The organism is Mesorhizobium sp. B2-3-11 (assembly GCF_006442215.1).
In the GTDB taxonomy this organism is placed as follows: Bacteria; Pseudomonadota; Alphaproteobacteria; order Rhizobiales; family Rhizobiaceae; genus Mesorhizobium; species Mesorhizobium salmacidum.
This window is the reverse complement of the sequence record NZ_VFVS01000014.1, coordinates 41,646-66,561: the sequence shown is the minus strand read 5'-3', so window position 1 is coordinate 66,561 and position 24,916 is coordinate 41,646. Positions and strand designations below refer to the sequence as shown.

22 protein-coding genes and 1 pseudogene are annotated in these 24,916 nt (G+C 63.4%); all 23 read right to left on the bottom strand.

Annotation, left to right across the window (positions count from 1 at the left end; genetic code table 11):
* Positions 1 to 5 precede the first annotated feature (5 nt).
* Positions 6 to 1,016 (bottom strand): class I SAM-dependent methyltransferase, encoded by a 1,011-nt coding sequence (locus tag FJ960_RS19320; protein WP_140716110.1) that lies wholly within the window; start codon positions 1,014 to 1,016, stop codon positions 6 to 8.
* 67 nt (positions 1,017 to 1,083) lie between these two features.
* Positions 1,084 to 3,231 carry a polyribonucleotide nucleotidyltransferase gene (gene pnp, locus FJ960_RS19315; protein WP_027142029.1) on the bottom strand — a complete coding sequence of 716 codons (2,148 nt, stop codon included), beginning with the start codon at positions 3,229 to 3,231 and terminating at the stop codon, positions 1,084 to 1,086.
* Between the two features lie 279 nt (positions 3,232 to 3,510).
* Positions 3,511 to 3,780: a 30S ribosomal protein S15 gene (gene rpsO, locus FJ960_RS19310; RefSeq protein ID WP_027142030.1), complete on the bottom strand. Its 270-nt coding sequence runs from the start codon at positions 3,778 to 3,780 to the stop codon at positions 3,511 to 3,513.
* 181 nt (positions 3,781 to 3,961) lie between these two features.
* Entirely contained in the window at positions 3,962 to 5,056 is a 1,095-nt protein-coding gene (corA, locus tag FJ960_RS19305; protein WP_140716108.1) for a magnesium/cobalt transporter CorA, read from the bottom strand.
* 44 nt (positions 5,057 to 5,100) lie between these two features.
* Positions 5,101 to 6,081 carry a tRNA pseudouridine(55) synthase TruB gene (gene truB / locus FJ960_RS19300; protein WP_140716106.1) on the bottom strand — a complete coding sequence of 327 codons (981 nt, stop codon included), beginning with the start codon at positions 6,079 to 6,081 and terminating at the stop codon, positions 5,101 to 5,103.
* Positions 6,081 to 6,491 carry a 30S ribosome-binding factor RbfA gene (gene rbfA, locus FJ960_RS19295; RefSeq protein WP_027142034.1) on the bottom strand — a complete coding sequence of 137 codons (411 nt, stop codon included), beginning with the start codon at positions 6,489 to 6,491 and terminating at the stop codon, positions 6,081 to 6,083. The genes truB and rbfA overlap by 1 nt, the downstream gene beginning before the upstream one ends.
* Positions 6,492 to 6,616: 125 nt before the next feature.
* Positions 6,617 to 9,199 carry a translation initiation factor IF-2 gene (gene infB / locus FJ960_RS19290; protein WP_140716104.1) on the bottom strand — a complete coding sequence of 861 codons (2,583 nt, stop codon included), beginning with the start codon at positions 9,197 to 9,199 and terminating at the stop codon, positions 6,617 to 6,619.
* Positions 9,196 to 9,846: an RNA-binding protein gene (locus FJ960_RS19285; protein WP_140716102.1), complete on the bottom strand. Its 651-nt coding sequence runs from the start codon at positions 9,844 to 9,846 to the stop codon at positions 9,196 to 9,198. The genes infB and FJ960_RS19285 overlap by 4 nt, the downstream gene beginning before the upstream one ends.
* 38 nt (positions 9,847 to 9,884) lie before the next feature.
* Positions 9,885 to 11,480 carry a transcription termination factor NusA gene (gene nusA, locus FJ960_RS19280; RefSeq protein ID WP_027142036.1) on the bottom strand — a complete coding sequence of 532 codons (1,596 nt, stop codon included), beginning with the start codon at positions 11,478 to 11,480 and terminating at the stop codon, positions 9,885 to 9,887.
* A 49-nt stretch (positions 11,481 to 11,529) separates the two neighbouring features.
* Positions 11,530 to 12,177 carry a ribosome maturation factor RimP gene (rimP, locus tag FJ960_RS19275; RefSeq protein ID WP_140716100.1) on the bottom strand — a complete coding sequence of 216 codons (648 nt, stop codon included), beginning with the start codon at positions 12,175 to 12,177 and terminating at the stop codon, positions 11,530 to 11,532.
* A gap of 355 nt (positions 12,178 to 12,532) precedes the next feature.
* Complete coding sequence (locus FJ960_RS19270; RefSeq protein ID WP_140507657.1) at positions 12,533 to 13,234, bottom strand: tRNA (guanosine(46)-N(7))-methyltransferase TrmB; 702 nt, start codon at positions 13,232 to 13,234, stop codon at positions 12,533 to 12,535.
* 25 nt (positions 13,235 to 13,259) lie between these two features.
* Positions 13,260 to 14,525, bottom strand: coding sequence for a methionine adenosyltransferase (gene metK, locus FJ960_RS19265; protein WP_140507658.1), 1,266 nt, complete (start codon positions 14,523 to 14,525; stop codon positions 13,260 to 13,262).
* Between the two features lie 168 nt (positions 14,526 to 14,693).
* Complete coding sequence (locus FJ960_RS19260; RefSeq protein WP_027142040.1) at positions 14,694 to 15,113, bottom strand: helix-turn-helix transcriptional regulator; 420 nt, start codon at positions 15,111 to 15,113, stop codon at positions 14,694 to 14,696.
* Between the two features lie 136 nt (positions 15,114 to 15,249).
* Positions 15,250 to 16,842 carry an apolipoprotein N-acyltransferase gene (gene lnt / locus FJ960_RS19255; RefSeq protein ID WP_140716098.1) on the bottom strand — a complete coding sequence of 531 codons (1,593 nt, stop codon included), beginning with the start codon at positions 16,840 to 16,842 and terminating at the stop codon, positions 15,250 to 15,252.
* Between the two features lie 89 nt (positions 16,843 to 16,931).
* A pseudogene (locus FJ960_RS19250) lies at positions 16,932 to 17,401 on the bottom strand (VOC family protein).
* A 13-nt stretch (positions 17,402 to 17,414) separates the two neighbouring features.
* Positions 17,415 to 18,509 carry a hemolysin family protein gene (locus FJ960_RS19245; RefSeq protein ID WP_140716096.1) on the bottom strand — a complete coding sequence of 365 codons (1,095 nt, stop codon included), beginning with the start codon at positions 18,507 to 18,509 and terminating at the stop codon, positions 17,415 to 17,417.
* A gap of 27 nt (positions 18,510 to 18,536) precedes the next feature.
* On the bottom strand, positions 18,537 to 19,043 hold the full coding sequence (ybeY, locus tag FJ960_RS19240; RefSeq protein WP_140716094.1) for an rRNA maturation RNase YbeY: 507 nt from the start codon (positions 19,041 to 19,043) through the stop codon (positions 18,537 to 18,539).
* A gap of 17 nt (positions 19,044 to 19,060) precedes the next feature.
* On the bottom strand, positions 19,061 to 20,053 hold the full coding sequence (locus FJ960_RS19235; RefSeq protein ID WP_027142045.1) for a PhoH family protein: 993 nt from the start codon (positions 20,051 to 20,053) through the stop codon (positions 19,061 to 19,063).
* Between the two features lie 83 nt (positions 20,054 to 20,136).
* Positions 20,137 to 21,546: a tRNA (N6-isopentenyl adenosine(37)-C2)-methylthiotransferase MiaB gene (gene miaB / locus FJ960_RS19230; RefSeq protein WP_140507669.1), complete on the bottom strand. Its 1,410-nt coding sequence runs from the start codon at positions 21,544 to 21,546 to the stop codon at positions 20,137 to 20,139.
* 74 nt (positions 21,547 to 21,620) lie between these two features.
* The gene (locus tag FJ960_RS19225) at positions 21,621 to 22,421 is read right to left on the bottom strand and encodes a 1-acyl-sn-glycerol-3-phosphate acyltransferase (RefSeq protein ID WP_140507671.1); all 801 of its coding nucleotides are present in this window, start codon (positions 22,419 to 22,421) and stop codon (positions 21,621 to 21,623) included.
* 26 nt (positions 22,422 to 22,447) lie between these two features.
* Entirely contained in the window at positions 22,448 to 22,942 is a 495-nt protein-coding gene (gene rimI, locus FJ960_RS19220) for a ribosomal protein S18-alanine N-acetyltransferase (RefSeq protein WP_027142048.1), read from the bottom strand.
* 82 nt (positions 22,943 to 23,024) lie between these two features.
* Positions 23,025 to 23,702 (bottom strand): tRNA (adenosine(37)-N6)-threonylcarbamoyltransferase complex dimerization subunit type 1 TsaB, encoded by a 678-nt coding sequence (gene tsaB / locus FJ960_RS19215; RefSeq protein WP_140716092.1) that lies wholly within the window; start codon positions 23,700 to 23,702, stop codon positions 23,025 to 23,027.
* Positions 23,703 to 23,809: 107 nt separating this feature from the next.
* Entirely contained in the window at positions 23,810 to 24,916 is a 1,107-nt protein-coding gene (locus tag FJ960_RS19210) for a DUF1513 domain-containing protein (RefSeq protein WP_140507675.1), read from the bottom strand.

The window sequence follows — 24,916 nt, the reverse complement described above, 5'->3', positions numbered from 1 at the left end:
CCGCATTACCTGCGCGCGGCAAACACCTTGAACATGCCGTCGCGGGCAAGCTCCGCATGACTGGCAAAGGCGGCCGACAGCACCGGCTCGTAAGGAAGCTGCCGGTTGGCGACCATGAACAGGCGTCCACCGGGCTTCAGGGCCTTGGCTGCCGCGCGGATCATGCCGGCACCAATCTCCGGCTCCGCCGCACGGCTGCGATGGAAGGGCGGGTTCATGGCGATGACGTCGTAACGGCGCTCGACAGGCTCGGCGAGCAGATCCATCCAGAAGAAGCCCTGCGCCACGGTGTTGCCGAGATTGCCCCTGGCCGCCTCCAGCGCATCGAAATCGGCCTCGTAAAGATCGAGGGCCGACAAGCCCCGCGAGCGGGCAGCCATCTCCGCCGCCACGTAGCCCCAGCCGGCGCAGAAATCGGCCGCACTGCCACGCAGATCGCCGGGCAAGTTCTCGACCAGCAGTTTCGAACCGGCATCGACGCGATCGAAGGAGAACATGCCGGGTGCGGTGTGGAACCGCTCGCCAACCAGCAAGGCGGGATTGGCAGCGCGTAGCGCGGCGGCGGCTTGCGTGTCGGCCGGGCGGCGCAGCCAGAAGGCAATGCCGTGATATTTCGGCATGTGGCCATCAAGCGGCGCGAGATCGCCGACGCGCTTGCGCAGGCTGGCGATGCCATCCTCCTTGCCGCCGGCAATGACGATCAATCCACCCTCGTCCACGCGCTCGAAAGCCTCGGCGATGCGCAGTTCGTTCTGACCGCGATGGCGGCCGGCGAGCACGAGCGCGGCATCAAAACGGTCGCCGGTCGATTGCGGCGTGACCGTGAAGCCCGCCGCCTGCAACGCACGGAAATACGGCCGGAAGCCCTGTACGAGATGCATCGTAGCCTCGAAAGCCGGCGGCAAGCGCAGGCCAGGTTCGGCGCCAATGAAGAGGATGTGCTCGCCCTTGCGCGGTGGGGAAAGAGCCTCGGCAGCGAACGGATGAAAAAGCGTCTTCAGCGCTTCAGCGGACATAGCCGTGCTCCATAAACAAAAACGGGCGCGACCTAAGCCGCGCCCGCCTCATTTGCCGTCAGATCGCTCAGGCGGCGTCTTCTTCGCCTTCTGTCTTCTTCTCGCGCGCGATTTCCTTGCCGGTGGCCTGGTCGACGACTTTCATCGACAGGCGGACCTTGCCGCGCTCGTCGAAGCCCATCAGCTTGACCCACACCTTGTCGCCTTCCTTGACGACGTCCGAGGTCTTGGCGACCCGGTCGTTGGCAAGCTGCGAGATGTGGACGAGGCCGTCACGCGGACCGAAGAAGTTGACGAAGGCGCCGAAGTCGGCGGTCTTGACGACCGTACCTTCGTAGATTTCGCCGACTTCCGGCTCGGCAACGATGGTGTGAATCCACTTCTTCGCCGCCTCGATCTCCTTGGCGTTCGAGGAAGCGATCTTGACCGTGCCGTCGTCCTCGATGTTGATCTTGGCGCCGGTCTTCTCGACGATCTCGCGGATGACCTTGCCGCCCGAACCGATGACGTCGCGGATCTTGTCGGTCGGGATGTGCATGACCTCGATGCGCGGCGCGAACTCGCCGAGTTCGGGGCGGGCGCCGGTCAGAGCATGGGCCATCTCGCCGAGAATATGCAGGCGGCCGTCCTTGGCCTGGCCGAGGGCGATCTTCATGATCTCTTCGGTGATGCCATCGATCTTGATGTCCATCTGCAGCGAGGTGATGCCGCCTTCGGTGCCGGCAACCTTGAAGTCCATGTCGCCGAGATGATCCTCGTCGCCAAGGATGTCGGAGAGCACGGCGAAGCGCTCGCCTTCCTTGATCAGGCCCATGGCGATGCCGGCAACCGGCTTGGCCAGCGGCACGCCGGCATCCATCAGCGCCAGCGAGGTACCGCAGACGGTAGCCATCGACGACGAACCGTTGGACTCGGTGATCTCCGAGACGACGCGCAGCGTGTAGGGGAACTGGTCAGCGCTCGGCAGCATCGGACGGATGGCGCGCCAGGCGAGCTTGCCGTGACCGATTTCGCGGCGGCCGGGCGACCCCATGCGGCCGGTCTCACCGACTGAGTAGGGAGGGAAGTTGTAGTGAAGGAGGAACTTCTCCTTGTACATGCCGGTCAAGGAATCGACATACTGCTCGTCCTCGCCGGTGCCGAGCGTGGCAACGACCAGCGCCTGGGTCTCGCCGCGGGTGAACAGCGCCGAGCCGTGGGTGCGCGGCAGGACGCCGACTTCGGAGACGATCTTGCGCACGGTCTTGAGGTCGCGGCCATCGATGCGCGAGCCGGTGTCGAGAATGTTCCAGCGCACGACCTTGGCCTGGAGCTCCTTAAACACCGAGCCGATCTGTTCGGAGGTGTACTTGGCGTCTTCGCCTTCGGCGGGGGCAAACGCTGCCTTGACCTTCGCCTTGACGGCGTCGACGGCGGCATAACGCTTCTGCTTGTCGACGTTCTTGTAGGCATCGCTGAGCTCGTCGCCGACGATCTTCAGCATCGCGGCCTCAAGCGCGGAATAATCCGGCGCGGTGAAGTCGCGCGGCTCCTTGGCGGCAACTTCGGCCAGCTTGATGATGGCGTCGATGACCGGCTGGAAACCCTTGTGGCCGAACATGACGGCGCCGAGCATCAGCTCTTCGCCAAGTTCCCTGGCTTCCGACTCGACCATCAGCACGGCGTCGGCGGTGCCGGCGACAACGAGGTCGAGCTTGGATTCCTGCATCTCGTCGACATGCGGGTTCAGCACATATTCGCCGTTGATGTAACCGACGCGGGCGCCGCCGACCGGGCCCATGAACGGAACGCCGGAGAGCGTCAGAGCGGCCGAGGTGGCAACAATCGACAGGATGTCCGGATCGTTTTCGAGGTCATGCTGGACGACGGTGACGACGATCTGGGTGTCGTTCTTGTAGCCGGCGGCGAAGAGCGGGCGGATCGGGCGGTCGATGAGTCGGGAAACCAGCGTTTCCTTTTCGCTCGGACGGCCTTCGCGCTTGAAATAGCCGCCCGGGATCTTGCCGGCGGCATAGGTCTTTTCCTGGTAGTTGACGGTCAGCGGAAAGAAGTCGAGGCCGGGCTTCGGCTCCTTCATCGAAACGACGGTGGCGAGAACCTTGGTCTCGCCGTAGGTGGCGAGCACCGCGCCGTCAGCCTGGCGCGCGATCTTGCCGGTTTCCAGGATGAGCGGACGGCCGCCCCATTCGATTTCTACTTTGTGGTGATTGAACATGTCTTGTCCTTAATAAGCGGAAAGGGGCGCGCCGTTTCACGGTGCGCGGATGCCCTTTCCCTGGCTTCCTTTCTCGGGCAGCCACGGGCAAGACAACGGGAAGCTCGGATGATTTAAGCGCGACGAGCGCGCACGAGCGTCCTGCAATCCTGCCCCATGACCGTCCATGGGCGGTTTCGAGTGGCCCTCTGCACGCTCGAAACCGGGTCTGGCCAGCCGATACGACTGGCAGAATGCGTGACCGGCGGACTTCCCCGGGAAAGTCCGCCGGTCAATTCGTCAACGGCGCAGACCGAGCTTCTCGATCAGTGTCTGATAGCGCGTGTCGTCCTTACGCTTGAGATAATCAAGCAGGCTGCGGCGCTGGGACACGAGAGCGAGCAGACCACGGCGGGAATGGTTATCCTTCTTGTGGTCCTTGAAATGGTCGGTCAGGTTCTTGATGCGCTCGGAAAGGATGGCTACCTGGACTTCCGGAGAACCGGTATCGCCCTTGGCGGTTGCGAATTCACCCATCAATTCCTGTTTGCGCTCGGCAGTAATCGACATCGTGTTTTTCCTTATCTGTTTGAGGAAACGGGTCGCCCACAGCCGGGATGTCGTCCAGCAGGGGCCGTGCATGCAAGGCGTCAAGGCGCTATGCTGCGGCGCATATAGTGCAATTTCCCGAAAAACACCAGCCCAATTCACAAGCCGGCTTTTGACGCTCAAATGGCAGGTTTAATCCCAGTCAAAGCCATTTCTTCCATTTGAAGAATGCAATCAGCCCGACAGCGACGGCAGCCATGAACAGCAGCGACAACGGATATCCGTAGTACGCCTTCAGCTCCGGCATGTTCCATGGCGAGCTCGCGGGGTCGAAATTCATGCCCCAGATGCCAACTAGGAAGGTGAGCGGCATGAAGATGACCGAGACGATGGTGAGATAGGAGATGACGTCGTTGGTGCGGGCCTGGCTCAGCGACAAGTGCATTTCGATCAGGCCGGTCAGCATGTCGCGCTGGGTCTCGACCAGTTCAATCAGCCTGAGCGAATGGTCGAGCGTGTCGTTGAGGAAGACCTTGGTCTCGGCTCCGACATAGGCCACGTCGTTACGGATCAGGGTGGCCAGCGCATCGCGCATGGGCCACAGCACGCCTTTCAGGACGTTGGCATCGCGCCGCAATTCGTGCAACTGCCGCATTTGGTGCTTGTGCGTCGAATGCAACATCTGGTCCTCGATGCTGTCGACAAGGTCGCCGGCAGCCTCGATCGGCGGAAAATAGCTGTCGACGATGGCGTCGATCAGCGCGTAGGCGAGATAGTCGGCGCCGCGTGTGCGCAACCGGTTGGGCGCCGAACTCTCGATGCGCTTGCGCACCGGATTAAACGGATCGCCCTCGCGTTCCTGGAAGGTGACGACGAAGTTCTCGCCGAGGAAGAGAGCGATCTGTTCGTAGCGATGCGACGTGACATCGTCGATCATGCGCATGACGACGAAGGCGTGATCCTCGAAGAAGTCGACTTTCGGCCGCTGGCCGGTATTGACGACATCCTCCAGCGCCAGCGGATGCAGGCTGAAGATGCGGCCGATCTCCTCGATCAACTGGATGTTGGCGAGGCCGGTGCAGTCAAGCCAGATGACCGGCCATTTCCGGCAATTGGCCCCGACATCGTCGATGCTGGCATTGTCGATCGTCTTGAACTTCTGCGGCGAGATCAGGGTCAGCCGCAATTCGGAGCGCCGCGCCGCTGGATCGGCGATCAATGTGCCCGGCGAGGCGCCGACAGGCGGCCGCCTCGTCTTCACCGGCGCGCGCTTCTTGACCGTGTCAGCCTTTGCCATGGAGCCCCCTGCCGCGATGTCGCACCGACATTAGATGTGTGGCATCACCCGGCAAAGACCCGCTTGGGCTTGAACATGCCTTGCTCGATGGCGCCGATGGCGACCAGCTTGCCACGTGACGTCGCGCAGGCCTCTTCCGCCTCCACCGGTGCGTCACGGCCACGGATGATGACCGGATTGCCGAGGCGGATCTTTGTCGCCGCGTCATCGCTGATGGCGATCTGCGGCAGACAGTCGAGCGCCGCTGACGTGTCGACGAGAAGCCCGTCAATGGCGCCGAAGTCGATCGGCACTTCCACCGCGCCAGCAGAATCTGCCTCTGGGTCCGATTTGTCCTCGCCTTGCGCGCCGAAGCGGGCGGCCTCGAGTTCGGCGATGGTGACGAAGTCCTCCGGCGTGAACGGCTCAACCTCGACCCGGCGCAGCTCGCTGATATGGCCGAAGCAGCCGAGGTCGCGGCCCATGTCGCGGGCCAGCGAACGCACATACGTGCCCTTGCCGCATTCGACTTCGAAAATCGTCTGGTCCGGCTTATGCTCGACAATATCGAGCCGGCCGATCTCGATCTCGCGCGCGGGTATGTCGACCGTCCCGCCTTCGCGGGCGAGGTCGTAGGCGCGCTCGCCCGCAATCTTGATGGCCGAGAATTGCGGCGGCGTCTGCATGATGACGCCGGTGTATTTCGGCAGCAGCGTCCGCACCTCGGCTTCCGCCGGACGCAGCTCGGAGCTCTTCGTCACCGGCCCTTCAAGATCGTCGGTGGAACGCTCATCGCCCCAGGCAACGGTGAAACGGTAGACCTTGGCGCCGTCCTGCACGTAGGGCACGGTCTTGGTGGCTTCGCCTAGCGCGATCGGCAGCATGCCGGAGGCAAGAGGGTCGAGCGTGCCGGCATGGCCGGCCTTTTCGGCCTGGAACAGCCATTTGATCTTGGACACGGCCTCGGTCGAGCCCATACCGACCGGCTTGTCCAGGACCACCCAGCCGGAGACCGGCCGGCCCTTTTTCTTGCCGCGACGCGCCATTATTCTTCTTCCTTATTGTCGTCGCTATCCAGATCGCGCGCCACTTCGGGCGATTTCAGCAGATCGTTGATCCTGGCGAAATTGTCGAAGGACGTATCCAGCCGGAAGCGGAATTCCGGCATGTACTTCATCTGCCTGAGCGCGCCGGAGACGCGGCCGCGCACGAACTTGGCATGCTTGTTCAGCGCCTCGATCACCGCGTCGGCGTCCTTGGCGCCGAGCGGAGAAACAAAGGCGGTGGCGATCTTGAGATCGGGCGACATGCGCACTTCGGAGACCGAAACAACCGAGTTTTCAATCAACGGGTCGATGATCTCGCCACGCTGCAGAGTTTCGGAGAGCGCATGGCGCACCTGCTCGCCGACGCGCAGCATGCGCTGGGATGGACTTGATGTCGTGGAACGCGGCATTTTTCTCAATCCTGAAAGCGTGAGGCGCGGGATGGGACCGTGCCGCATGTCTCAAACGGTCATTCTCAATAGCACTGAGGCGGCGGTCTTTCGACCACCGCCCGGTATCGACAAGCCACTCGAACTCAGAGTGTGCGGGTCACCATCTCGACGCGGAAGCACTCGATGACGTCGCCGACGCGCATGTCCTCGTAGTTCTGGAAGGCCATACCGCACTCCTGGCCGCCAGGGACTTCCGAAACCTCGTCCTTGAAGCGCTTCAGGGTCTTCAGCGTGCCTTCGTGGATGACGACGTTGTCGCGGATCAGGCGTACGCCCGCGCCACGTTCGACCTTGCCTTCGGTGACACGGCAGCCGGCGATCTTGCCGACCTTGGTGATGTCGAAGATTTCGAGGATCTCGGCATTGCCGATGAAGGTCTCGCGACGCTCCGGCGACAACAGGCCCGACAGAGCCGCTTTCACATCATCCACCAGGTTGTAGATGATCGAGTAGTAGCGGATCTCGATGCCCGCGGCCGCGGCCGCGGCACGCGCCTGCACATTGGCGCGCACGTTGAAGCCGATGATCGCCGCGCCCGACGTTTCCGCCAGCGAGACGTCGCTTTCGGTGATGGCGCCGGCGCCGGAATGAACGATGCGCGCACGCACTTCATCGGTGCCGAGCTTGTCCAGGGCAGCATTGATCGCTTCGATCGAACCCTGCACGTCGCCCTTGATGACCAGCGGGAATTCCTTCAACCCGCTCGTCTGCAGCTGCGACATCATCTGTTCGAGCGAGCCGCGCTGGCCGGCATGCCTGGCCACCGCCTTCTCGCGCGCCAGACGCTGGCGGTATTCGGTGATCTCGCGGGCACGGGCTTCGTTGTTGACCACGGCGAAGCGGTCGCCGGCCTGTGGGGTTCCCTGAAGGCCGAGCACCTCGACCGGCATTGCCGGCGGCGCTTCCTTGATCTGATCGCCGCGATCGTTGACCAGCGCGCGCACGCGACCCCATTCGTTGCCGGCGACAAGGATGTCGCCCGGCATCAAGGTGCCGGTCTGCACCAGCACGGTGGCGACGGGACCACGGCCCTTGTCGAGCTGCGCTTCGATGACGACACCCTCGGCGGTGCGGTCGGGGTTGGCCTTGAGGTCGAGGATTTCGGCCTGCAGCAGGATCGCTTCGAGCAACTTGTCGAGATTGGTGCCCTTGGTCGCCGACACCTCGACGTCCAGCACTTCACCGCCCATCGATTCGACGAAGACTTCATGACGCAAGAGTTCCGAGCGCACTTTCTGCGGATCGGCATCATGCTTGTCGATCTTGTTGATCGCCACGATGATCGGAACGCCGGCAGCCTTGGCATGGCTGATCGATTCGATCGTCTGCGGCATGACGCTGTCGTCGGCCGCCACCACCAGGATGGCGATGTCGGTGGCCTGGGCGCCACGGGCGCGCATCGCCGTGAAAGCGGCGTGGCCGGGCGTGTCGATGAAGGTGATCTTCTGACCGTTCTTCTCGACCTGATAGGCGCCGATATGCTGGGTGATGCCGCCGGCCTCGCCGGAAACGACATTGGCGTTGCGGATCGCATCGAGCAGCGACGTCTTGCCGTGGTCGACGTGGCCCATGATGGTGACGACCGGCGGACGCGACACGAGGTCTTCCGGACGATCGGCGATGTTGAACAGGCCTTCCTCGATATCGGACTCGGCGACGCGGCGGACCGTGTGGCCGAATTCGGTAGCCACCAGCTCGGCCGTATCGGCGTCGATGACGTCGCCCGGCTTCAGAATCTGGCCCTGCTTCATGAAGTACTTGACGAGGTCGACAGCACGCTCGGACATGCGCTGCGCCAATTCCTGGATGGTGATGGTTTCGGGCAGGATCACTTCGCGCATGACCTTCTCGCGCGGCTCATTGTGCATTGCGCGCTTGAATTTTTCCTGGCGGCGACGCATCGACGACAGCGAACGGGCCCGCGCGTCCTCGTCGGACAACGCGGAATTCAGTGTCAGCTTGCCACGGCGGCGATCTTCCTCGCTCTTGGTGGGTTTGGCCGGGCGTGCCACTTCGGGCGTGACCAGGCGGCGCACCGGTGCACCGGCGGTCGCCCGCTTCGGCTTGGCCCCTTCCTCCTCGTCGGCGGTCGCCAACTCAGCGGCTTGCGGTGCGCGGCGGCGTGCTTCTTCCTCGGCGCGACGGCGCGATTCGGCCTCGGTCTGCAACCGGGCCTCTTCCTCGGCCTGGCGGCGTGCGGAGTCCTCGCGTTCGCGCTTGCGGCGCTCTTCGTCCTCGGCGCGGCGCTTGGCCTCGTCGGCTGCGCGCTGACGGTCTTCGACCTCGCGGACCTTCGAGCCCTCGAGCGCCCTGCGGCGCGCTTCCATTTCGCTGCGCGACAGTTCGTTCAGCACCATGCCGCTGCGCTCGACCGGAGGCGGCGGCGGGGGCGGTGCCTTGGGCGCTTCCTGCACGACAGGTGCCGCCACGACTGCCGGCTTCGGCGTGAAGACGGGCGCAGACGCAGGCGGAGCCGCAGCCGGCTCCGGCTTGTCGCCGGGCAGCGAGAACTTGCGCTTCTTGGTCTCGACCACGACCGACTTGGTACGGCCGTGCGAGAAGTTCTGGCGCACAGTGCCCTGTTCCATGCCGGGGCGCTTCAGCGTCAAGGTCTTCTTCGGTGTAACACTCAACGTCTTGTCGTCGCCCGATTTCGTATCGCTCATTCCATATCCTCTGCGGCATCATCTTCGTCAGCAACGGCCGCAAGCATTGCAAGATCGTCCGGGGTTCCGCCCCGATATCGGTCGAGCGCAACCATGCGCTTCTGGACCGCCTTACCCGCGTCTCCCGCGAGGACGGCAGCATGTATCACATTTGTACCCCCCAATGCCAAGCTCAACTCGGCCTCGGAGAAAAGTTTGTAGGCAAGGATGGAAGGGCCGCCGATATGGACGGTCGCCCGCCGCGCCTGACTGATCTTGCGTACGCCATCGTCGGACGCTTCGGTGGCGTGGAGCACGAAAAGCGCCAGCCCACCGCGCACCGCGCTCTCGACTTTGGTAGCACCGAGCGAAATCGCGCCTGCCTTGCGGGCAAGGCCCAGCATGCCCAGAGCGAATCTGGAGAGCAACCCGTCGACCATGCCACCGAGATCGGGCGGCACGACCACCTGTGCCTTAAAGGCGCGGGCAAAAAGGTTCTTGGCCGCCGCCTTCTCGATATGTAGGCGGTCGGCACTCACCCAGCAACCACGGCCGGGTAGATTTCTCTTGAGATCGGGAACGACGGCCGAATCCGGGCCGACGACGAACCGGATCAGTTCATCCGGTTCGGCCTGTTTTCGGGTGACGATGCAGGTGCGATCGTTCATCTCGTCCAAGGGCGGGTTGTGTGCGATGCGGTTTCACCTCACGCACCAACGGCTTCGTCAGCCGTTTCTTCTTCGGCCGCAAGCTCGTCTTCGGTGATCCAGCCGGCCTTGAGGCGAGCGGCCAGAACCATCTGCTCGGCATCGGCGCGCGAAACGCCGTGATTGGCCAGCACGCCGGGATAGACCTTGGTCTCGCCGTCCTTGCGTTCCTTCCAGCCGGTGAGGTCGTCGGCGGCATAGCCGGCGAAATCCTCGATCGTCTTCACGCCGTCCTCGCCGAGCGTCACCATCATGGCGGTGGTGACGCCGGGGATTTCGCGCAGATCATCCGAAACGCCCAGCGCCTTGCGCTTCTCGTCGTGCTCGGCCTCAATCTTCTCCAGATACTCGCGGGCGCGGGTCTGGATTTCAGAGGCGGTATCCTCATCGAAACCGTCGATCGAGGCGATCTCGCCGGCATCGACATAGGCGACTTCCTCGACGCTGGTGAAGCCTTCGGAAGCCAGCACCTGGCCGACCATCTCGTCGACATCGAGTGCTTCCATGAACAGCGCCGAGCGCTCGACGAATTCCTTCTGACGGCGCTCGGATTCCTCGGCCTCGGTCAGGATGTCGATGTCCCAGCCGGTGAGCTGCGAGGCAAGGCGCACGTTCTGGCCGCGGCGGCCGATGGCCAGCGACAGCTGATCGTCGGGAACCACCACTTCGATGCGCTCCGCATCCTCGTCGAGCACGACTTTGGCGACTTCCGCCGGCTGCAATGCGTTGACGATGAAGGAGGCGGCCGAAGGCGACCACGGAATGATGTCGATCTTCTCGCCCTGCAATTCGCCGACGACGGCTTGGACGCGGCTGCCGCGCATACCGACGCAGGCGCCGACCGGGTCGATCGAGCTATCACGCGAGATGACGGCGATCTTGGCGCGCGAGCCCGGGTCGCGGGCGACCGACTTGATCTCGATGATGCCGTCATAGATCTCCGGCACTTCCATGGTGAAGAGCTTGGCCATGAACTGCGGATGGGTGCGCGACAGGAAGATCTGCGGGCCGCGCTGCTCGCGGCGCACGTCGTAAACATAGGCACGGACGCGATCGCCGTATTTGTAGTTTTCGCGTGGGATCAGCTCGTCGCGGCGGATGATCGCCTCGCCACGGCCGAGATCGACGATGACGTTGCCGTACTCGACGCGCTTGACGGTGCCGTTGACGATCTCACCGATACGGTCCTTGTACTCATCATACTGGCGGTCGCGTTCGGCCTCGCGCACCTTCTGTACGATGACCTGCTTGGCCGACTGGGCGGCGATACGGCCGAAATCCATTGGCGGCAGCTGTTCGGCGATGAAATCGCCGAGCTGGGCATCGGGATTACGCTCACGGGCCGAGGAAATGGCGATCTGGGTGGCGTAGTCGTCCACTTTCTCGACCACCTCCATCAGCCGCTGCAGCTTCATCTCGCCGGTGTTCGGGTTGATGTCGGCGCGGATGTTGGTCTCCTGGCCATAACGCGAGCGTGCCGCCTTCTGGATCGCATCGGCCATGGCGGCGATGACGATCGACTTGTCGATCGACTTCTCACGCGCGACCGCATCGGCAATCTGCAGCAGTTCAAGTCTGTTGGCGCTTACAACCATGTTCTTTCTCCCGAGCCTGTTCGCCGGACCTTTGCGCCCGGCAGCTCAATCAAATTTCCTGTTCGTGTTCTTCCGTGGCGTCCGGTTCCGCACCCTCGGACACATCGTCGTCCGGTTCACCGCGGCGTCTCTTGGCTTCCTTGCGCGCCCTGTTGTCCTTCGACAACGCTTCGCGAATGAGGTCGTCGGTCAGGATCAGCCGGACATCGGCAATGGTGTCATAGGGCACGCGCACCGTCGGCTCCTCACCATAGGCCGCCTTGTCGCGCTCGATCAGCACGTCGTTCTCACCGGCCTCGGCGATCTTGCCCTTGAAACGCTTGCGGTCAGCGACGACGACCGATGTCTCCATCTTCACCAGATGACCGGTCCAGGTCACGAAATCCGATTTGCGCACCAAGGGCCGGTCGATGCCGGGCGAGGAAACTTCGAGATGATATGCCTTTTCGATCGGATCATCGACGTCGAGCGCCGGCGACACCGCGCGGCTGACCTCTTCGCAATCCTCGACGGTCATGGTGCCGTCCTCACGCTCGGCCATGATCTGCAGCGTCAGCCCGTTCTGGCCGGACAGATGCACGCGCACGAGGCGAAAACCGATGCCGCGCAGCACCGGCTGGACGATCACCGCAATGCGCGCATCGATGCCGCTTTCGCGGATGATGCGGTCGTCACCTTCGCTTGCCGTTGCAGTCATCAATTGCCTGTTGTTCGTTTCGAACCTATCGGCAGGTAATAAAAAAGAGCGGGACCGGGTGGACCCACTCTTCGTCATCCCGACCAAGAATTTGAGGTCGATATAAACGATCCGGGCTGGTGTTTCAAGCCCGCAGTGCCGGCCTGTCGTAAGCACATGAGTTGTCCGGATTAGGTAGCACATGAGTTGTCCGGTTTTCATCCCCAGCCAATGGAGCTGGGGATGGCACGGACAGCATGGCTACAGGGCCGGAGAATGCAGAAGTTAGGGATGTATCGAGCCGCTGGGATCGCGGCGATTTATCGATGATCCCGGCTCCCGGCAAGTTGCCGCAGCCGTTGCCGCTCGGGCGGGCTTACGTCCTGATGAAGGTAAGATAGGCCGGCCGGCGACCCTCGCGAATGGCCTTGGCCTCATAGCGCGTGCCGGGCCAGCCCTCATAGGAGCGATGCCAGTCCGCCGCCTCATCCGCCTGCCATGTGAAGGCGCCATGCGCCCGGCAATGCAGCAAGGTCCAGTTCACATAAGTGTCGATATCCGACGCAAAGCGGAATTTCGAGCCCGGCTTCAGGACGCGCGCGAAACGGTCGAGATTGACCGGGCTGACGAAACGCCGCTTCCAGTGCTTCTTCTTCGGCCAGGGATCGGGATAGAGAAGGTCGATGCCGTCGAGCGAGGCCGGCGGCAGCCAGTCAAGCAACTGGGTGGCGTCGTCGTCGTAGACCCTGAGATTGGCCAGCGGCGCTGCCCGCACCGCCATCATCATCTTGGCCATGCCGTTGACGAAGGGTTCTACGCCGATGAAGCCGATCGTCGGCGCCTCGGTCGCGCGATGCAGAAGATGTTCGCCGCCACCAAAGCCGATCTCGAGCCGAACCTCCGAAACCTCGGTTTTGAACAAGGTACGCAATTCCGACGGCGCTTCAGCCGTCAGATCGAGCCGGTAGGCGCCGAGGCCGCTTTCCAGGGCCGCCGCCTGCTGCGGGCGAACGGGCTTGCCGCGCCGACGGCCGAAGAAGGCTTCGGTCGTACGGCTTGGCCTGTCTTGCTGGCTCATCAGGTCGCGTGGTCTGTCGTGGCGATCAGGCCGCGACAGCATCCTTGAGCGCCTTGGCGAGATCGGTCTTTTCCCAGGAGAAAGAACCGTCACGGCCGGCCTTGCGGCCAAAATGGCCGTAAGACGACGTCTTGGCGTAGATCGGCTTGTTGAGATCGAGGTGACGGCGAATGCCTGACGGCGACAGGTCCATCACGGTGCGCAGCGCGTCCTCGAGCTTTGCCTCATCGACCTTGCCGGTGCCGTGCAGGTCGACATAGACCGACAGCGGCTGGGCGACGCCGATGGCATAGGAAAGCTGGATGGTGCAGCGGTCGGCGAGCTTCGCCGCCACGACGTTCTTGGCCAGGTAGCGCGCCGCATAGGCGGCCGACCGGTCGACCTTGGTGGTGTCCTTGCCGGAGAAGGCGCCGCCGCCATGAGGAGCCGCGCCGCCATAGGTGTCGACGATGATCTTGCGGCCGGTCAGGCCGGCATCGCCGTCCGGACCGCCAATGACGAACTTGCCGGTCGGGTTGATGTACCACATGCAGTCGTCAGCGATCTTGAGGTCACCCAATGCCTCGCGGATATAGGGTTCCACGACCTTGCGGACCTTCTTGGAATCCCAGCTCGAATCGAGATGCTGGGTCGACAGCACGATCTGCGTCGCCTCCGCGGCCTTGCCGTCGACATAGCGGACTGTAACCTGGCTCTTGGCGTCCGGCCCGAGCTTGCCAGCCTCGCCGTTGTTTTCGTGACGGGCGGCGGCCAGAAGCTCAAGGATCTTGTGGCTGTAGTAGATCGGCGCCGGCATCAGGTCCGGCGTCTCGCGGCAGGCATAGCCGAACATGATGCCCTGGTCGCCGGCACCTTCCTCGCCCTGACGGTCGGCGGCGTTGTCCACGCCCTGGCCGATATCAGGCGACTGGCCATGCAGCAGGACCTCGATCTTGGCCGTCTTCCAGTGGAAGCCGGCCTGCTCGTAGCCGATCTCGCGGATCGCCTTGCGGGCGACGGATTTGAACTTCGCCGGATTGACGACCGGATGGCCCGCGGCGTCCTTGAGGACGTTGCCGGCTTTGTCCTTCTTCAAGAGTGTCTCGGGAACGCGCACCTCGCCGGCGATGACGACACGGTTGGTGGTCGCTAGCGTCTCGCAGGCGACACGGACTTTCCACGGGTCCATGCCGGTCTTCTTGGCTTCACGATAGACCAGATCGACAATTTCGTCGGAGATCCTATCACAGACTTTATCGGGATGGCCCTCGGCAACGGATTCCGAGGTAAAGAAGTAGTTCTGCCGCGTCACGGGTGTCCCCTCTTGAAAAACGATCGGCAGGCTGCCGATTTTGGCGCGCCACGTGTTAGCGGGGCAAAGCGCTGCTCGTCAAGCGTTGCCGCGGGTCTGGCCTGAATGTCGGAAGCGATATCTTGTGCCACCGGCGGTGCACGCCGCCGGTCCGAAGCGCATCGCCGATCAGTCGAGATCGCCCTCGGCGAGCGATTTCACCAAGTCTATGATCCTGCGGCGCACCTTGACGTCGGCGATCTTGACAAAGGCCCGGTTGAGCTGAAGCCCTTCGGGACTGCCGCAGAATTCGACCGCGAAAGCCATCGAGCTATCCTCGGCGAAGCCGCGGTTGGCCGTCAACTCCTGGCCCGGCGCATCCTCGAAAAAGAAGGCGACGGGCACGCCGAGTATCGAAGCTATCGCCTGCAGACGGCTGGCACCGACGCGATTGGTGCCCTTTTCATATTTCTGGATTTGCTGAAACGTGATGCCGAGATTCTCGCCCAGCTTTTCCTGGCTCATTCCGAGCATATTGCGGCGAAGCCGAACCCGACTTCCAACGTGAATATCGATGGGATTGGGTTTCTTCTTGTTTTCTTCTGTCATTTTTTCCTCGCCGAATTTTTTCGGCTTTGTGTTTTTCCTGCCCAAACAAAGCCGGAGGCGACTGCCCCAACAGAACGATCCACCGGCTTCGAGAAATTTTCAGGCCGTACAGTATGAGTTTCTAATGTGCCAACTGTCAATTCACCCGTAGCTTTTGCCTTACGTTCAACAGCAGCCCTACCAGCGCAAACAGCAACATGATCAGCATTGCGTTAATGCGCCGCTGGTTGGGCGAAATCACCGTCTGTTCGGAAACAGGCACCTTCACATCGATGACCCCGCGCGCGTTGATCGCCAGCGCATCGACGACGCGGCCATGCATGTCGACAACGGCCGAGATGCCGTTGTTGGCAGCACGCAACAAGGGCAATCCGTTCTCCACCGCGCGAATCTGGGCCTGCCTGAAATGCTGATACGGTCCCGGCGTGTCGCCGAACCACGCATCATTGGTAACGTTCACAATAAGCTGCGCTGACGTTGCGTCAACTGCCACCAGATCGGGAAAGATCACCTCATAACAGATAAATGGCAGGGCACGAATGCCGCCCGGCAGCGCGATGGGATGGCGCTCGTTGCCGGCCGTGAACGTCAGCGGCCCGGCGACGAGCTGTTCGATGCCGAAACGGCCGAGCAGGTCGGCAAAAGGCAGGTACTCGCCGAACGGCACCAGATGGACCTTGTCCACGGCATCGGCGATTTCGCCCTTGTCGTTGATCGCCACAACGGAGTTGTAGTAGCGGCTCTCGGCGCTGGCGGCCGAGCCGCCCTCTTCACGCACGACGCCGGCGATCAGCATCTGGCCGTCGCCCAGCATGTCGCCCAGCGCCGTCAAGGCATCGGGGCGCTCGGTGAAAAGGAACGGCACCGAGGTTTCCGGCCAGAGAATCAGTTGCGGTTTTTCGTGACCTGGGTCCGGAGCCTTGGCGGACAGGCCTAGCAAGGTGGCGAAGATGCGGTCGCGCACCGAGGCGTCCCACTTTTCCGACAGGTCGACGGCCGGCTGGACGATGCGGACATCGAGACTGCGCGTCGCCGGCTTTTCGGGGGCCGTGAGCCTGACATAGCCAAAGCCGACATGGAGTGCGGCGAGTATGACAAACAGCGTGGCGCCCAGCCGAAGATGCCGGCGCGTCGCCAGCAGCGCCGGCAGTGCGAAAAGGAAGACCGCGAGCGCGTTCATGCCGGTCATGCCGGTTACCGAGACGCTCTGCATCAAAATAGGTACCGGCATCGCCGCGTAACCGACGGCATTCCAGGGAAAGCCGGTGAACAGGAAGCCGCGCAGCCACTCCGCCAGCGCAAAACCGAAGGCAAGGGCGGCGATACGGCCGATATCGCTGCTCCACAGGAGCCGGGCGACCATCGTTGCGAAGCCATAGAAGAATGCGAGCGCGAAAGGAATGCCGACCACAGCGAAGGGAAGCGCCCAGGCAAAGTCGTCGGCCTCGACCAGCAGCGCCGAGCCGATCCACCAGAGGCCGGCGAGGAAATAGCCGAAGCCGAACCACCAGCCGACGGCGAAGGCCGGCCGCAGGCGGCGCAACAGGCTGCCGGAGGCTTCGCCAGTCGCGCCGTCGAGCAGCCAGACCAGCACCGGAAACGAAATGAAACAGGCGGCGAAGAAATCGTAGGGCGCCTGGCCCAGCACCGCCAGCGCTCCGGCGAAAAAGGCCGCCAGCGCGCGGCGCCAGCCCCAGAGCAGAATTATCCGACCGGCAAGGCGCACCATGAATACTTCCGAGTCGCGAGAATCAGGACGCAAGATTTATCAGGCCGCGGCCTGCAATCCAAACGCCGGCGCCACCACCCGGCTGCGCTCTACCGGTGCCAGCCTTCGATGCGCAAGCCACCCAACCGCTCGGCCTCTTCACGGGAAACAGAACGGATTGATTGCGTAAACGTCCAGATATGGCTTTCAGGATCGCGCGCCCGATACTGGCGTTCGCCGTAAAACTGGTCCGCCGGCTCCTGGATTATGGCAGCACCGGCCGCGCGGGCCTGCTCGCAATGTGCATCCAGGCCGTCTCTCAGCCTGATATAGACCGACTGCGTGTTCTTGCCGCCGACCGATGCGGGGCTCGCGACGTGATCGGCCCATTCGGAATCGACGATGATGTAGCCATCCCCGAACCGCATCTCGGCATGGACCAGTTTTCCATCGGCATCGCTGACCATCATGCTGCGCTCGAACCCGAGGCCGCTTCGAGCCAATCCAGCGCCGCACGCGGGTCGCGGTAGAATACGCCAGAACCGAGGACCAGATGCTTGAACGGATCCTCGACCGTCATGGCGCGGAGCTTTTCAGGCCTGTTCGGTGCGCGCCGTGGCGCGCCGGCGGCGCTCGCCCTTCTGGCTCTGCACGATGCGGACACGCTTGACGCGGCGCGGATCGGCGTCAAGCACATGGAACTCGAAGCCGGGAATGGCCTGCACCACCTCGCCGCGCGCCGGCACGCGGCCGAGCGTGTTGAAGATCATGCCGCCAATGGTGTCGACATATTCGCCATGTTCACCCGCGGCGAAATCCTCGCCGATCATCTTGGCGACCTCGTCGATCTCGGCCTTGCCGTCGACGATGAACACGCCGTCACCGGTCTGGGTGATCATCGGCTCGTCATCGTCGTGCTCGTCCTCGATGTCGCCGACCACCATCTCGACGATGTCCTCGAGCGAGACGAGGCCGTCCGTGCCGCCATATTCATCGATGACCAGGGCCATTTGCGTGCGCGTCGTCTGCATGCGGCCCATCAGGTCGGAAGCAAGCATCGACGGCGGCACGAACAGGACCTGGCGGATCAGGTTGAGCTCCCCGATGGTGCGCGCGAGGTCGACCTGGGCAAGATCGAGAACCGTGGCGACGGGCGTTTTGCGGGTCGTGCGGCCCTTCCTGACGCGCGCAATCTTGGTGATATGGGCCAGCACGTCGCGGATATGGACCATGCCGCGCGGGTCGTCGAGCGTCTCGGAATAGACCGGCATGCGGGAGTGGCCGGATTGCTCGAACATGCCAAGCAAGTCACCAAGCGTCGTGGCGATCTCGACCGCCTCGATATCGGCGCGCGGCACCATGACGTCCTCGACGCGCACTTCGCGCAGGCGCAGGATGTTGTTGAGCATGGCACGCTCGCCAGGCGAGAAGGATTCGACATCGCTTGTCGTTTCGGCGAGCGCGCCGGCGATCTCCTCGCGCAAGCTGGTGCCGTTGCGTTGCCGGAACAGGCCCAGCACGCGGTTGAACAGGGAGGGACCGGCAGGCGACGGGCCGGTGGCGGCGCTGCCGGTGTTGGCAACACCAGCGGTAACGGTACTGGGACTTGATCCCTCTTCCGACGTATCGGAAGCCTTGATCGCACTGCCGGCATCGGGGCGGGCGGCAGTCTCTGGTTTGTCGTTCATCGTCGTCCGGTCAATTGATCTTTTTAGTTACGCGTAGGGATCGCGAATGGCAAGCCTTGCAAGCGCGGCGCGCTCGACGGCTTCCATCTCCTCGGCCTCGGCGTCAGTCTCGTGATCATGACCCATGAGATGCAGCAGGCCATGGATAACGAGATGGCAGATATGGTTCTCCAGCGGCTTGTCTTCCAGTGCCGCCTCGCGCGCCACGGTTTCGGCGGCAAGCACGATGTCGCCGAGCATCGGCGGCAGCGGACCACCTTTCACATGCGGAAAAGCCGGGAAAGACAAGACGTTGGTGGGCTTGTCCTTGCCGCGCCAGTCCGCATTCAAGGTACGGACATGGGCATCGTCGGAAAAAACAATGCTGAGTTCGGAACGACCCGTCACACCGGTCTCGGCGAAGGCGGCGTCAACCGCGCGATCGACCAGCCGCGTCAGGCTTGCTTCATCGGGCCAGTTGCCCGCTTCAACCGATATATCGATCTCGACGGGAACCGGAAAGCTCCCGCCGCCGGATGTGCTGTCCTCAGGCATGAGGCCGCATCGTCACATCAATTCTCGGCGCCAAGGCCACGAGCCAGCTTGGTGTCCCGGTCATAGGCCCTGACGATTTCGGCCACCAGCGGATGGCGAACGACGTCGACGTCGTTGAAGCGCACGGTTACCGCGCCTGCCACACCGTCGAGCACACGCAAGGCTTCGACCAGGCCTGATTTGGTGCTCGGGGGAAGATCGATCTGGGTGGGATCGCCGGTGACGATCATGCGCGAGTTCTCGCCGAGACGGGTGAGAAACATCTTCATCTGCATCGGCGTGGTGTTCTGCGCCTCGTCGAGAATGACGGCGGCGTGCGCCAGCGTACGGCCGCGCATGAAGGCAAGCGGCGCGATTTCGATCACTTCGGCGGCAATCGCACGCTCGACCTTGTCGGCCGGCATCATGTCGTAGAGCGCGTCATAGAGCGGGCGCAGATACGGATCGACCTTCTCCTTCATGTCACCCGGCAGGAAGCCCAGCCGTTCGCCGGCCTCGACGGCCGGTCGCGACAAAATGATGCGTTCGACCATGCCGCGCTCGAGCAGCATCGCCGCATGCGCCACCGCCAGATAGGTCTTGCCGGTGCCGGCCGGACCGATGCCGAACACCAGTTCGGACCGCTCCAGCGCCCGCATATAGGCATCCTGGTTCAGCGAGCGGGCATAGATGGTCTTCTTGCGGGTAGCGATCTGGGCGGCGGAGACCTTGCCCTTGCGCTCCAATGTCGGCAGCGTGAGCTGATCATCGGCGGCGACAGCCATGCGCACGGCGCCGTCGACATCGGACTGGCCGATATCGACGCCCTTCTGCAGGATGCCGTAGAGATTGTCCAAGGCGCGGCGCGCCTGTTCGGCGGCAGAAGCGGACCCCTTGATGGTCAACTGGTTGCCGCGCGAGCGGATGTCGACGCCGAGCTTCTGCTCCAACCGGGCGAGGTTCTCGTCGAACTGGCCGTAAAGGGCGCTGGCAAGCTTGTTGTTGTCGAAAGTCAGAACGATGTGCGCCATGTCAGAAGCCCCGGATGCCGGTACCGGGGGCAGATTCTTCAGCTCCGCTGCGCTCAACCGTCTCTCCTCATCTGCCGAGACCCTCAGGCCAATTCGGCGAACAGGCTGTTGTAGCCCGTCTTCGTGATTCGCACCTTGATAATGTCACCGATTTCGCCGGCCATTTCATCAACAATAACCGGCTGCAGCCAAGGCGAGCGACCAACCTTCTGGCCGGCCTGGCGGCCGGGCTTCTCGATCAATGTATCTATGGTGCTGCCGACCAAACTCAAGCCGAAATCCTGCTGTTGTTTCAACAGCAGTGCCTGCAGGCGCTGCAGGCGCTCATCCTTGACCGCTTCCGGCACGTGGTCGGGCATGTCGGCGCCCGGCGTTCCGGGGCGCGGCGAATATTTGAACGAGAAGGCCGAGGCGTAGTTCACCTGGCGCACCAGTTCCATCGTCGCCTCGAAATCGGTTTCCGTTTCGCCGGGGAAACCGACGATGAAGTCGCCCGACAGCGCGATATCGGGGCGCGCGGCGCGGATGCGGTCGAGCAGCGCCAGATAGTCGTTCGCCGTATGCCTGCGGTTCATCGTCTTCAGAATGCGATCCGAGCCGGATTGCACCGGCAGATGCAGATAGGGCATCAGCGACGGCAGGTCCCGGTGCGCCGCGATCAATTCGTCGTCCATGTCGCGCGGATGGCTGGTGGTATAGCGCAGCCGCGCCAGGCCGGGGATTTCAGACAACCTGAACAGCAGGCGGCCGAGACCCCATTCCTGACCGTTCTCGCCCTCGCCATGCCAGGCGTTGACGTTCTGGCCGAGCAGCGTCACCTCGCGCACCCCGGCCTCGGCCAGGCGCTCGGCCTCCGCGACGATCTGCGCCACCGGCCGCGACACTTCCGAGCCTCTCGTATAGGGCACGACGCAGAAGGTGCAGAACTTGTCGCAGCCTTCCTGGACGGTGAGGAAGGCGGTGACGCCGCGCTTGATCACCTCGGCACGCTTGGGCTGCGGCAGATGCTCGAATTTGTCCTCGATGGCGTATTCGGTCTCGACGATCTTCTCGCCGCCGCGCACTCTCGCCAGCACGTCGGGCAGACGGTGATAGGTCTGCGGCCCGATGACCAGGTCGACGGCCGGCGACCGGCGGATGATCTCGGCGCCCTCGGCCTGCGCCACGCAGCCAGCGACGCCGATCAGCATCTCGCGGCCGGCGCTGGCGCGCTCGGCCTTCATGTCACGGATGCGGCCAAGTTCCGAATAGACCTTTTCGGCGGCTTTTTCCCTGATATGGCAGGTGTTGAGCAGCACCAGATCGGCCTCGCCGATGGCATCGGTCGCGGTATAGCCGTCGGCGACCAGCGCATCGGTCATGCGCTGTGAATCATAGACGTTCATCTGGCAGCCATAGGTCTTGATGAAGACCTTCTTCGCTGCCGTGGTGCGCACCGCCGGCTGTCCGGCCACGGTGCCGATGTCGTCGCTTTCAGTCGTGTTCAAGTCCATCCGGCGGCTTCTAACGCCTTTCCGTGACAAAAAACAGACGATTCTGGCATGCGTCAGCTGGCGCATGCCGGCGGCTAACGGCTCGGGAGCGGATCGGCGAGGGCCGCCTGCATCATCTCGCGCACCCGGCCTTCCATCAGCTTGGCCGTTTCCTTGCGGTTGGAACCCTTGGCAAAGGCGATCGGTTCGCCAAAATGCACCTCCACGTCGAGCGCGCCCTCGGCCATCAGCACCTTGAGATGCGGCATCAGGTCTTCGTCGCCGATCCAGGCGGCGATCGGGCGGTGGCGGCGGCCGAGTGGCACGCCGTGCAGCCGCGTGTAGGCGATCGCCACGGGCTGGATGAACACTTCCTGCGCGGCACCTTCCGAGATCGCCATCGAGGCGGCGCCGAACAGCGTGCTCTTGAAGGGCAGGACGACATTGCCGTCACCGGTCGACCCCTCCGCGAACAGCACCATGGCATCGCCCTTGGCCATGCGGTTGGCGATCTCGCTGGCCTGGTCGCCCGAGGAGCGCTTGCGCTCGCGCTCGATGAAGACGGTGCGCTGCAGCTTCGACAGCATGCCGATCAGCGGCCAGCCTTCCATGTCGGCCCTGGCGATGAACTTCACATCGGCAAAAGAGCCCAGCACCATGATGTCGGTCCAGGAAATGTGATTGGAGGCCACCAGCAAGGGCCGCTTGGCCGACAGCGTTCCCCTGACATGAATGCGCATGCCGAGCGCCCGGATGATCAGCCGGTGCCAGATCTTGAGGACGAAGGCTTCCGGCCACCAGCCCGTCTTCATCGACAGTATCTGCAGCGGCACGAGAACCAGCGACCCGGCGACGACAAGGCCCAGCGCCAGGAAAATCCTGATTTTTCCGATCATATGTCCTGGCCCTACCCGATCCCTCGCTAGCGAAGATCGCGGCGCATGACAAGCGCGCCGGTCGGCCCGCGATCAGGCGACTTGTAGTAATCCGGGCGCTTGCCGACTTCCCGAAAACCCAGCCGACGATAGAGGGCGATCGCGGCGGCATTGGTCTCATCGACCTCGAGGAACAGGGCTTCGGCACGCTGCGAATGCAGTTCGCGCAGCACCGCGTCCATCAACTGCCAGCCCAGGCCCTGGCGGCGATGCGATCGCGCCACCGCGACGGTCAGGATTTCACCCTCGCCCGCGGCCAGCCGGGCGAGGACGAAGCCAACAGGCGGCTTGTCGCCCTGCCCGGTTTCGCGCGCGGCATAGCCAAAGACGGTGTCCTGTTCGAGCAAGGCAGCGAACTCGCCGTCGGTCCATGGGCGGACAAAGTCCTCGCGGTGCAGCACCGAGACAGCGGGGCTGTCGGTGACCCTGAGCGGCTCGAGCGCGTAGTCCCGGCGACGCGATTGGAGAAAGGGTATACGCATCAATTCTCGTTTTCTCGCCTGACCATGATCTCTGGACAAACAGGGCCGTTTGTCCGCGAAAACCGGCTTCCACTTTTCGGGATCATGGTCTTTGCCTCGAAAGTATAAATCCGGCCTGTGGCTTGGCATCGGCACCGCGCAGATAAAGCGGCTTCGGCCTTTCGCCCTGTCCCTTTGCGGCAGCCAGCCGGGCGTAGGTGAGGATGTCGGCGGTTGCTGTCCGAGGCCCGATGTCGAAGGTGCGGCCGGCCGCTTCAGCGATCAGCGTCGCTGCCGTACCGGCGAGCACCGCGGAATGCTCCGACGCCATGGCTACCGCGTTCGCAAGCGTGCTCACCGCCGGACCGTAAGTCAACACTAACATTTCATCATAGAGCGCGGCATGGATTTCCTCGCGTCCGGCATCGAGCGCCGCCAGCACGGCACGGCCTGGAAATGCGGTGGCCGCCTCGGCGGCCAGCGCCTCGAGGGTCGTCACCCCGATTGCCGGCACCTTGAGCGCCAGCGCCAGGCCGCGCGCGGTCGACACACCGACGCGCAGGCCGGTGAAGGAGCCGGGGCCAACGGAAACGGCAATGGCGCCAAGGCCGGCGTAGTCGGTCGCACCGGCTTTCAACGCTTCGGCGATGACGGCCATCAGGTGCTCGGCATGGCCTTTGCCCAGATCGAGCACCGAACGGCCGAGCTCCCGCCCGACCGCCGCGTCGTAGACGCAGGCGGCGCAGAGGCTGGCGGCACAGTCGATGGCGAGAACTTTCATGAAACGACCGGTTCGAGAAACAATTCCCTGTGCCCGCCATAGCGCGCAACCGCAAGGGTATAGTGCACAATTTGTTAAGCGGCTTCGGTTTGGCCTGGCAGAAGAGCTTATGCCGCCTGCTCTATGCGCAGCACGTGGTTGTCCCAGACATAGGCCGGTTCCGACCGCGTGCCACCATTGCCCTCGATGATCTCGCCGGCGCCCGTGGTGGCCATGAAGCCGGCCCGGTCGGGCGCCACGCCGCAGACCTCGACCAGCGCGCTGGAGGAGACGACCCGGCCCCTGCCCGCATCGATCACGACCAGCGAATTACCTTCCGGCGAGGAGACGGCGACGGTACCGGCAACAGGATTGGCGGCGACCGAGCCGATATAGTTGCGGAAACCTGACAGCACGTCCTGCGGCATGTCGAGCAGCCGCAACTCCTTGCCCCGCGCCGCCCGTCCAACCAGAAGCGGACGATCGGTGCCGGGGCCTCGGTACTGGCAACCGAACCAGACGGCGCCAGTCTGGTCGGTATCCATGTGGCGGATCGACAATTGGTGCAATGCAGCCGGCAATTCATGCTTTTCGATCAGGTCGCCGGTGACGCGGTCGACCAGCACATAGGAGGGTTTCATGGTGGCAATGTTAAGCTCGGCGCGGCCATAGTCGGGATGGGTCTCGATGCCGCCATTGGCGACCGCGATCGTCTTGCCGTCGCCCAGCAGCAGAAGTTCGTGCGGCCCCATGCCGTAGGTCGGGAATTCGCCGATGCGACTGAATTTCGCCCGCGCATCGTAGACGCCGACCACGCCCGCCGCGTTGTCGAAATCGTTCTCGGTGGCGTAGAGCAGAGCGCCGTCGGGCGAGAACACGCCGTGACCGAAGAAGTGCCGGCCGGTGATGCTGGCGATGGTTTGCGGAGCGTCGCGCCCCGTGTGATCGAAAACGACGGCGAAGGTGCCGGGCTGGCGGGCGAAGACCACCGAACGCTTCGATATGGGATCGAAGGTGACGTCATGGCCGCGATCGGGCAAGTCGATCGCATGCAGAAGCTTGCCGGCCTCGGACAGGACGGCAGCGCCAAAACTGCCGTCGCGCTTGACGAAGGCGGTGGCGAAGACCGCGTCAGCAGCAAGCGTGTTTGCCCAGACGGAGGGCGTCACGGCGGCGGCGAAGCCGATGCCGGCGGCCCTCAAGAAATCGCGGCGGTCGATGAGCAATCTCTTCAT

Excerpts from the sequence above, each read along its gene's own strand:
- FJ960_RS19320 (WP_140716110.1), bottom strand. The coding sequence starts at position 1,016 with ATGTCCGCTGAAGCGCTGAAGACGCTTTTTCATCCGTTCGCTGCCGAG.
- pnp (WP_027142029.1), bottom strand. The coding sequence starts at position 3,231 with ATGTTCAATCACCACAAAGTAGAAATCGAATGGGGCGGCCGTCCGCTC.
- rpsO (WP_027142030.1), bottom strand. The coding sequence starts at position 3,780 with ATGTCGATTACTGCCGAGCGCAAACAGGAATTGATGGGTGAATTCGCA.
- corA (WP_140716108.1), bottom strand. The coding sequence starts at position 5,056 with ATGGCAAAGGCTGACACGGTCAAGAAGCGCGCGCCGGTGAAGACGAGG.
- truB (WP_140716106.1), bottom strand. The coding sequence starts at position 6,081 with ATGGCGCGTCGCGGCAAGAAAAAGGGCCGGCCGGTCTCCGGCTGGGTG.
- rbfA (WP_027142034.1), bottom strand. The coding sequence starts at position 6,491 with ATGCCGCGTTCCACGACATCAAGTCCATCCCAGCGCATGCTGCGCGTC.
- infB (WP_140716104.1), bottom strand. The coding sequence starts at position 9,199 with ATGAGCGATACGAAATCGGGCGACGACAAGACGTTGAGTGTTACACCG.
- FJ960_RS19285 (WP_140716102.1), bottom strand. The coding sequence starts at position 9,846 with ATGAACGATCGCACCTGCATCGTCACCCGAAAACAGGCCGAACCGGAT.
- nusA (WP_027142036.1), bottom strand. The coding sequence starts at position 11,480 with ATGGTTGTAAGCGCCAACAGACTTGAACTGCTGCAGATTGCCGATGCG.
- rimP (WP_140716100.1), bottom strand. The coding sequence starts at position 12,177 with ATGACTGCAACGGCAAGCGAAGGTGACGACCGCATCATCCGCGAAAGC.
- FJ960_RS19270 (WP_140507657.1), bottom strand. The coding sequence starts at position 13,234 with ATGAGCCAGCAAGACAGGCCAAGCCGTACGACCGAAGCCTTCTTCGGC.
- FJ960_RS19260 (WP_027142040.1), bottom strand. The coding sequence starts at position 15,113 with ATGACAGAAGAAAACAAGAAGAAACCCAATCCCATCGATATTCACGTT.
- lnt (WP_140716098.1), bottom strand. The coding sequence starts at position 16,842 with ATGGTGCGCCTTGCCGGTCGGATAATTCTGCTCTGGGGCTGGCGCCGC.
- FJ960_RS19245 (WP_140716096.1), bottom strand. The coding sequence starts at position 18,509 with ATGAACGACAAACCAGAGACTGCCGCCCGCCCCGATGCCGGCAGTGCG.
- ybeY (WP_140716094.1), bottom strand. The coding sequence starts at position 19,043 with ATGCCTGAGGACAGCACATCCGGCGGCGGGAGCTTTCCGGTTCCCGTC.
- FJ960_RS19235 (WP_027142045.1), bottom strand. The coding sequence starts at position 20,053 with ATGGCGCACATCGTTCTGACTTTCGACAACAACAAGCTTGCCAGCGCC.
- miaB (WP_140507669.1), bottom strand. The coding sequence starts at position 21,546 with ATGGACTTGAACACGACTGAAAGCGACGACATCGGCACCGTGGCCGGA.
- FJ960_RS19225 (WP_140507671.1), bottom strand. The coding sequence starts at position 22,421 with ATGATCGGAAAAATCAGGATTTTCCTGGCGCTGGGCCTTGTCGTCGCC.
- rimI (WP_027142048.1), bottom strand. The coding sequence starts at position 22,942 with ATGCGTATACCCTTTCTCCAATCGCGTCGCCGGGACTACGCGCTCGAG.
- tsaB (WP_140716092.1), bottom strand. The coding sequence starts at position 23,702 with ATGAAAGTTCTCGCCATCGACTGTGCCGCCAGCCTCTGCGCCGCCTGC.
- FJ960_RS19210 (WP_140507675.1), bottom strand. The coding sequence starts at position 24,916 with ATGAAGAGATTGCTCATCGACCGCCGCGATTTCTTGAGGGCCGCCGGC.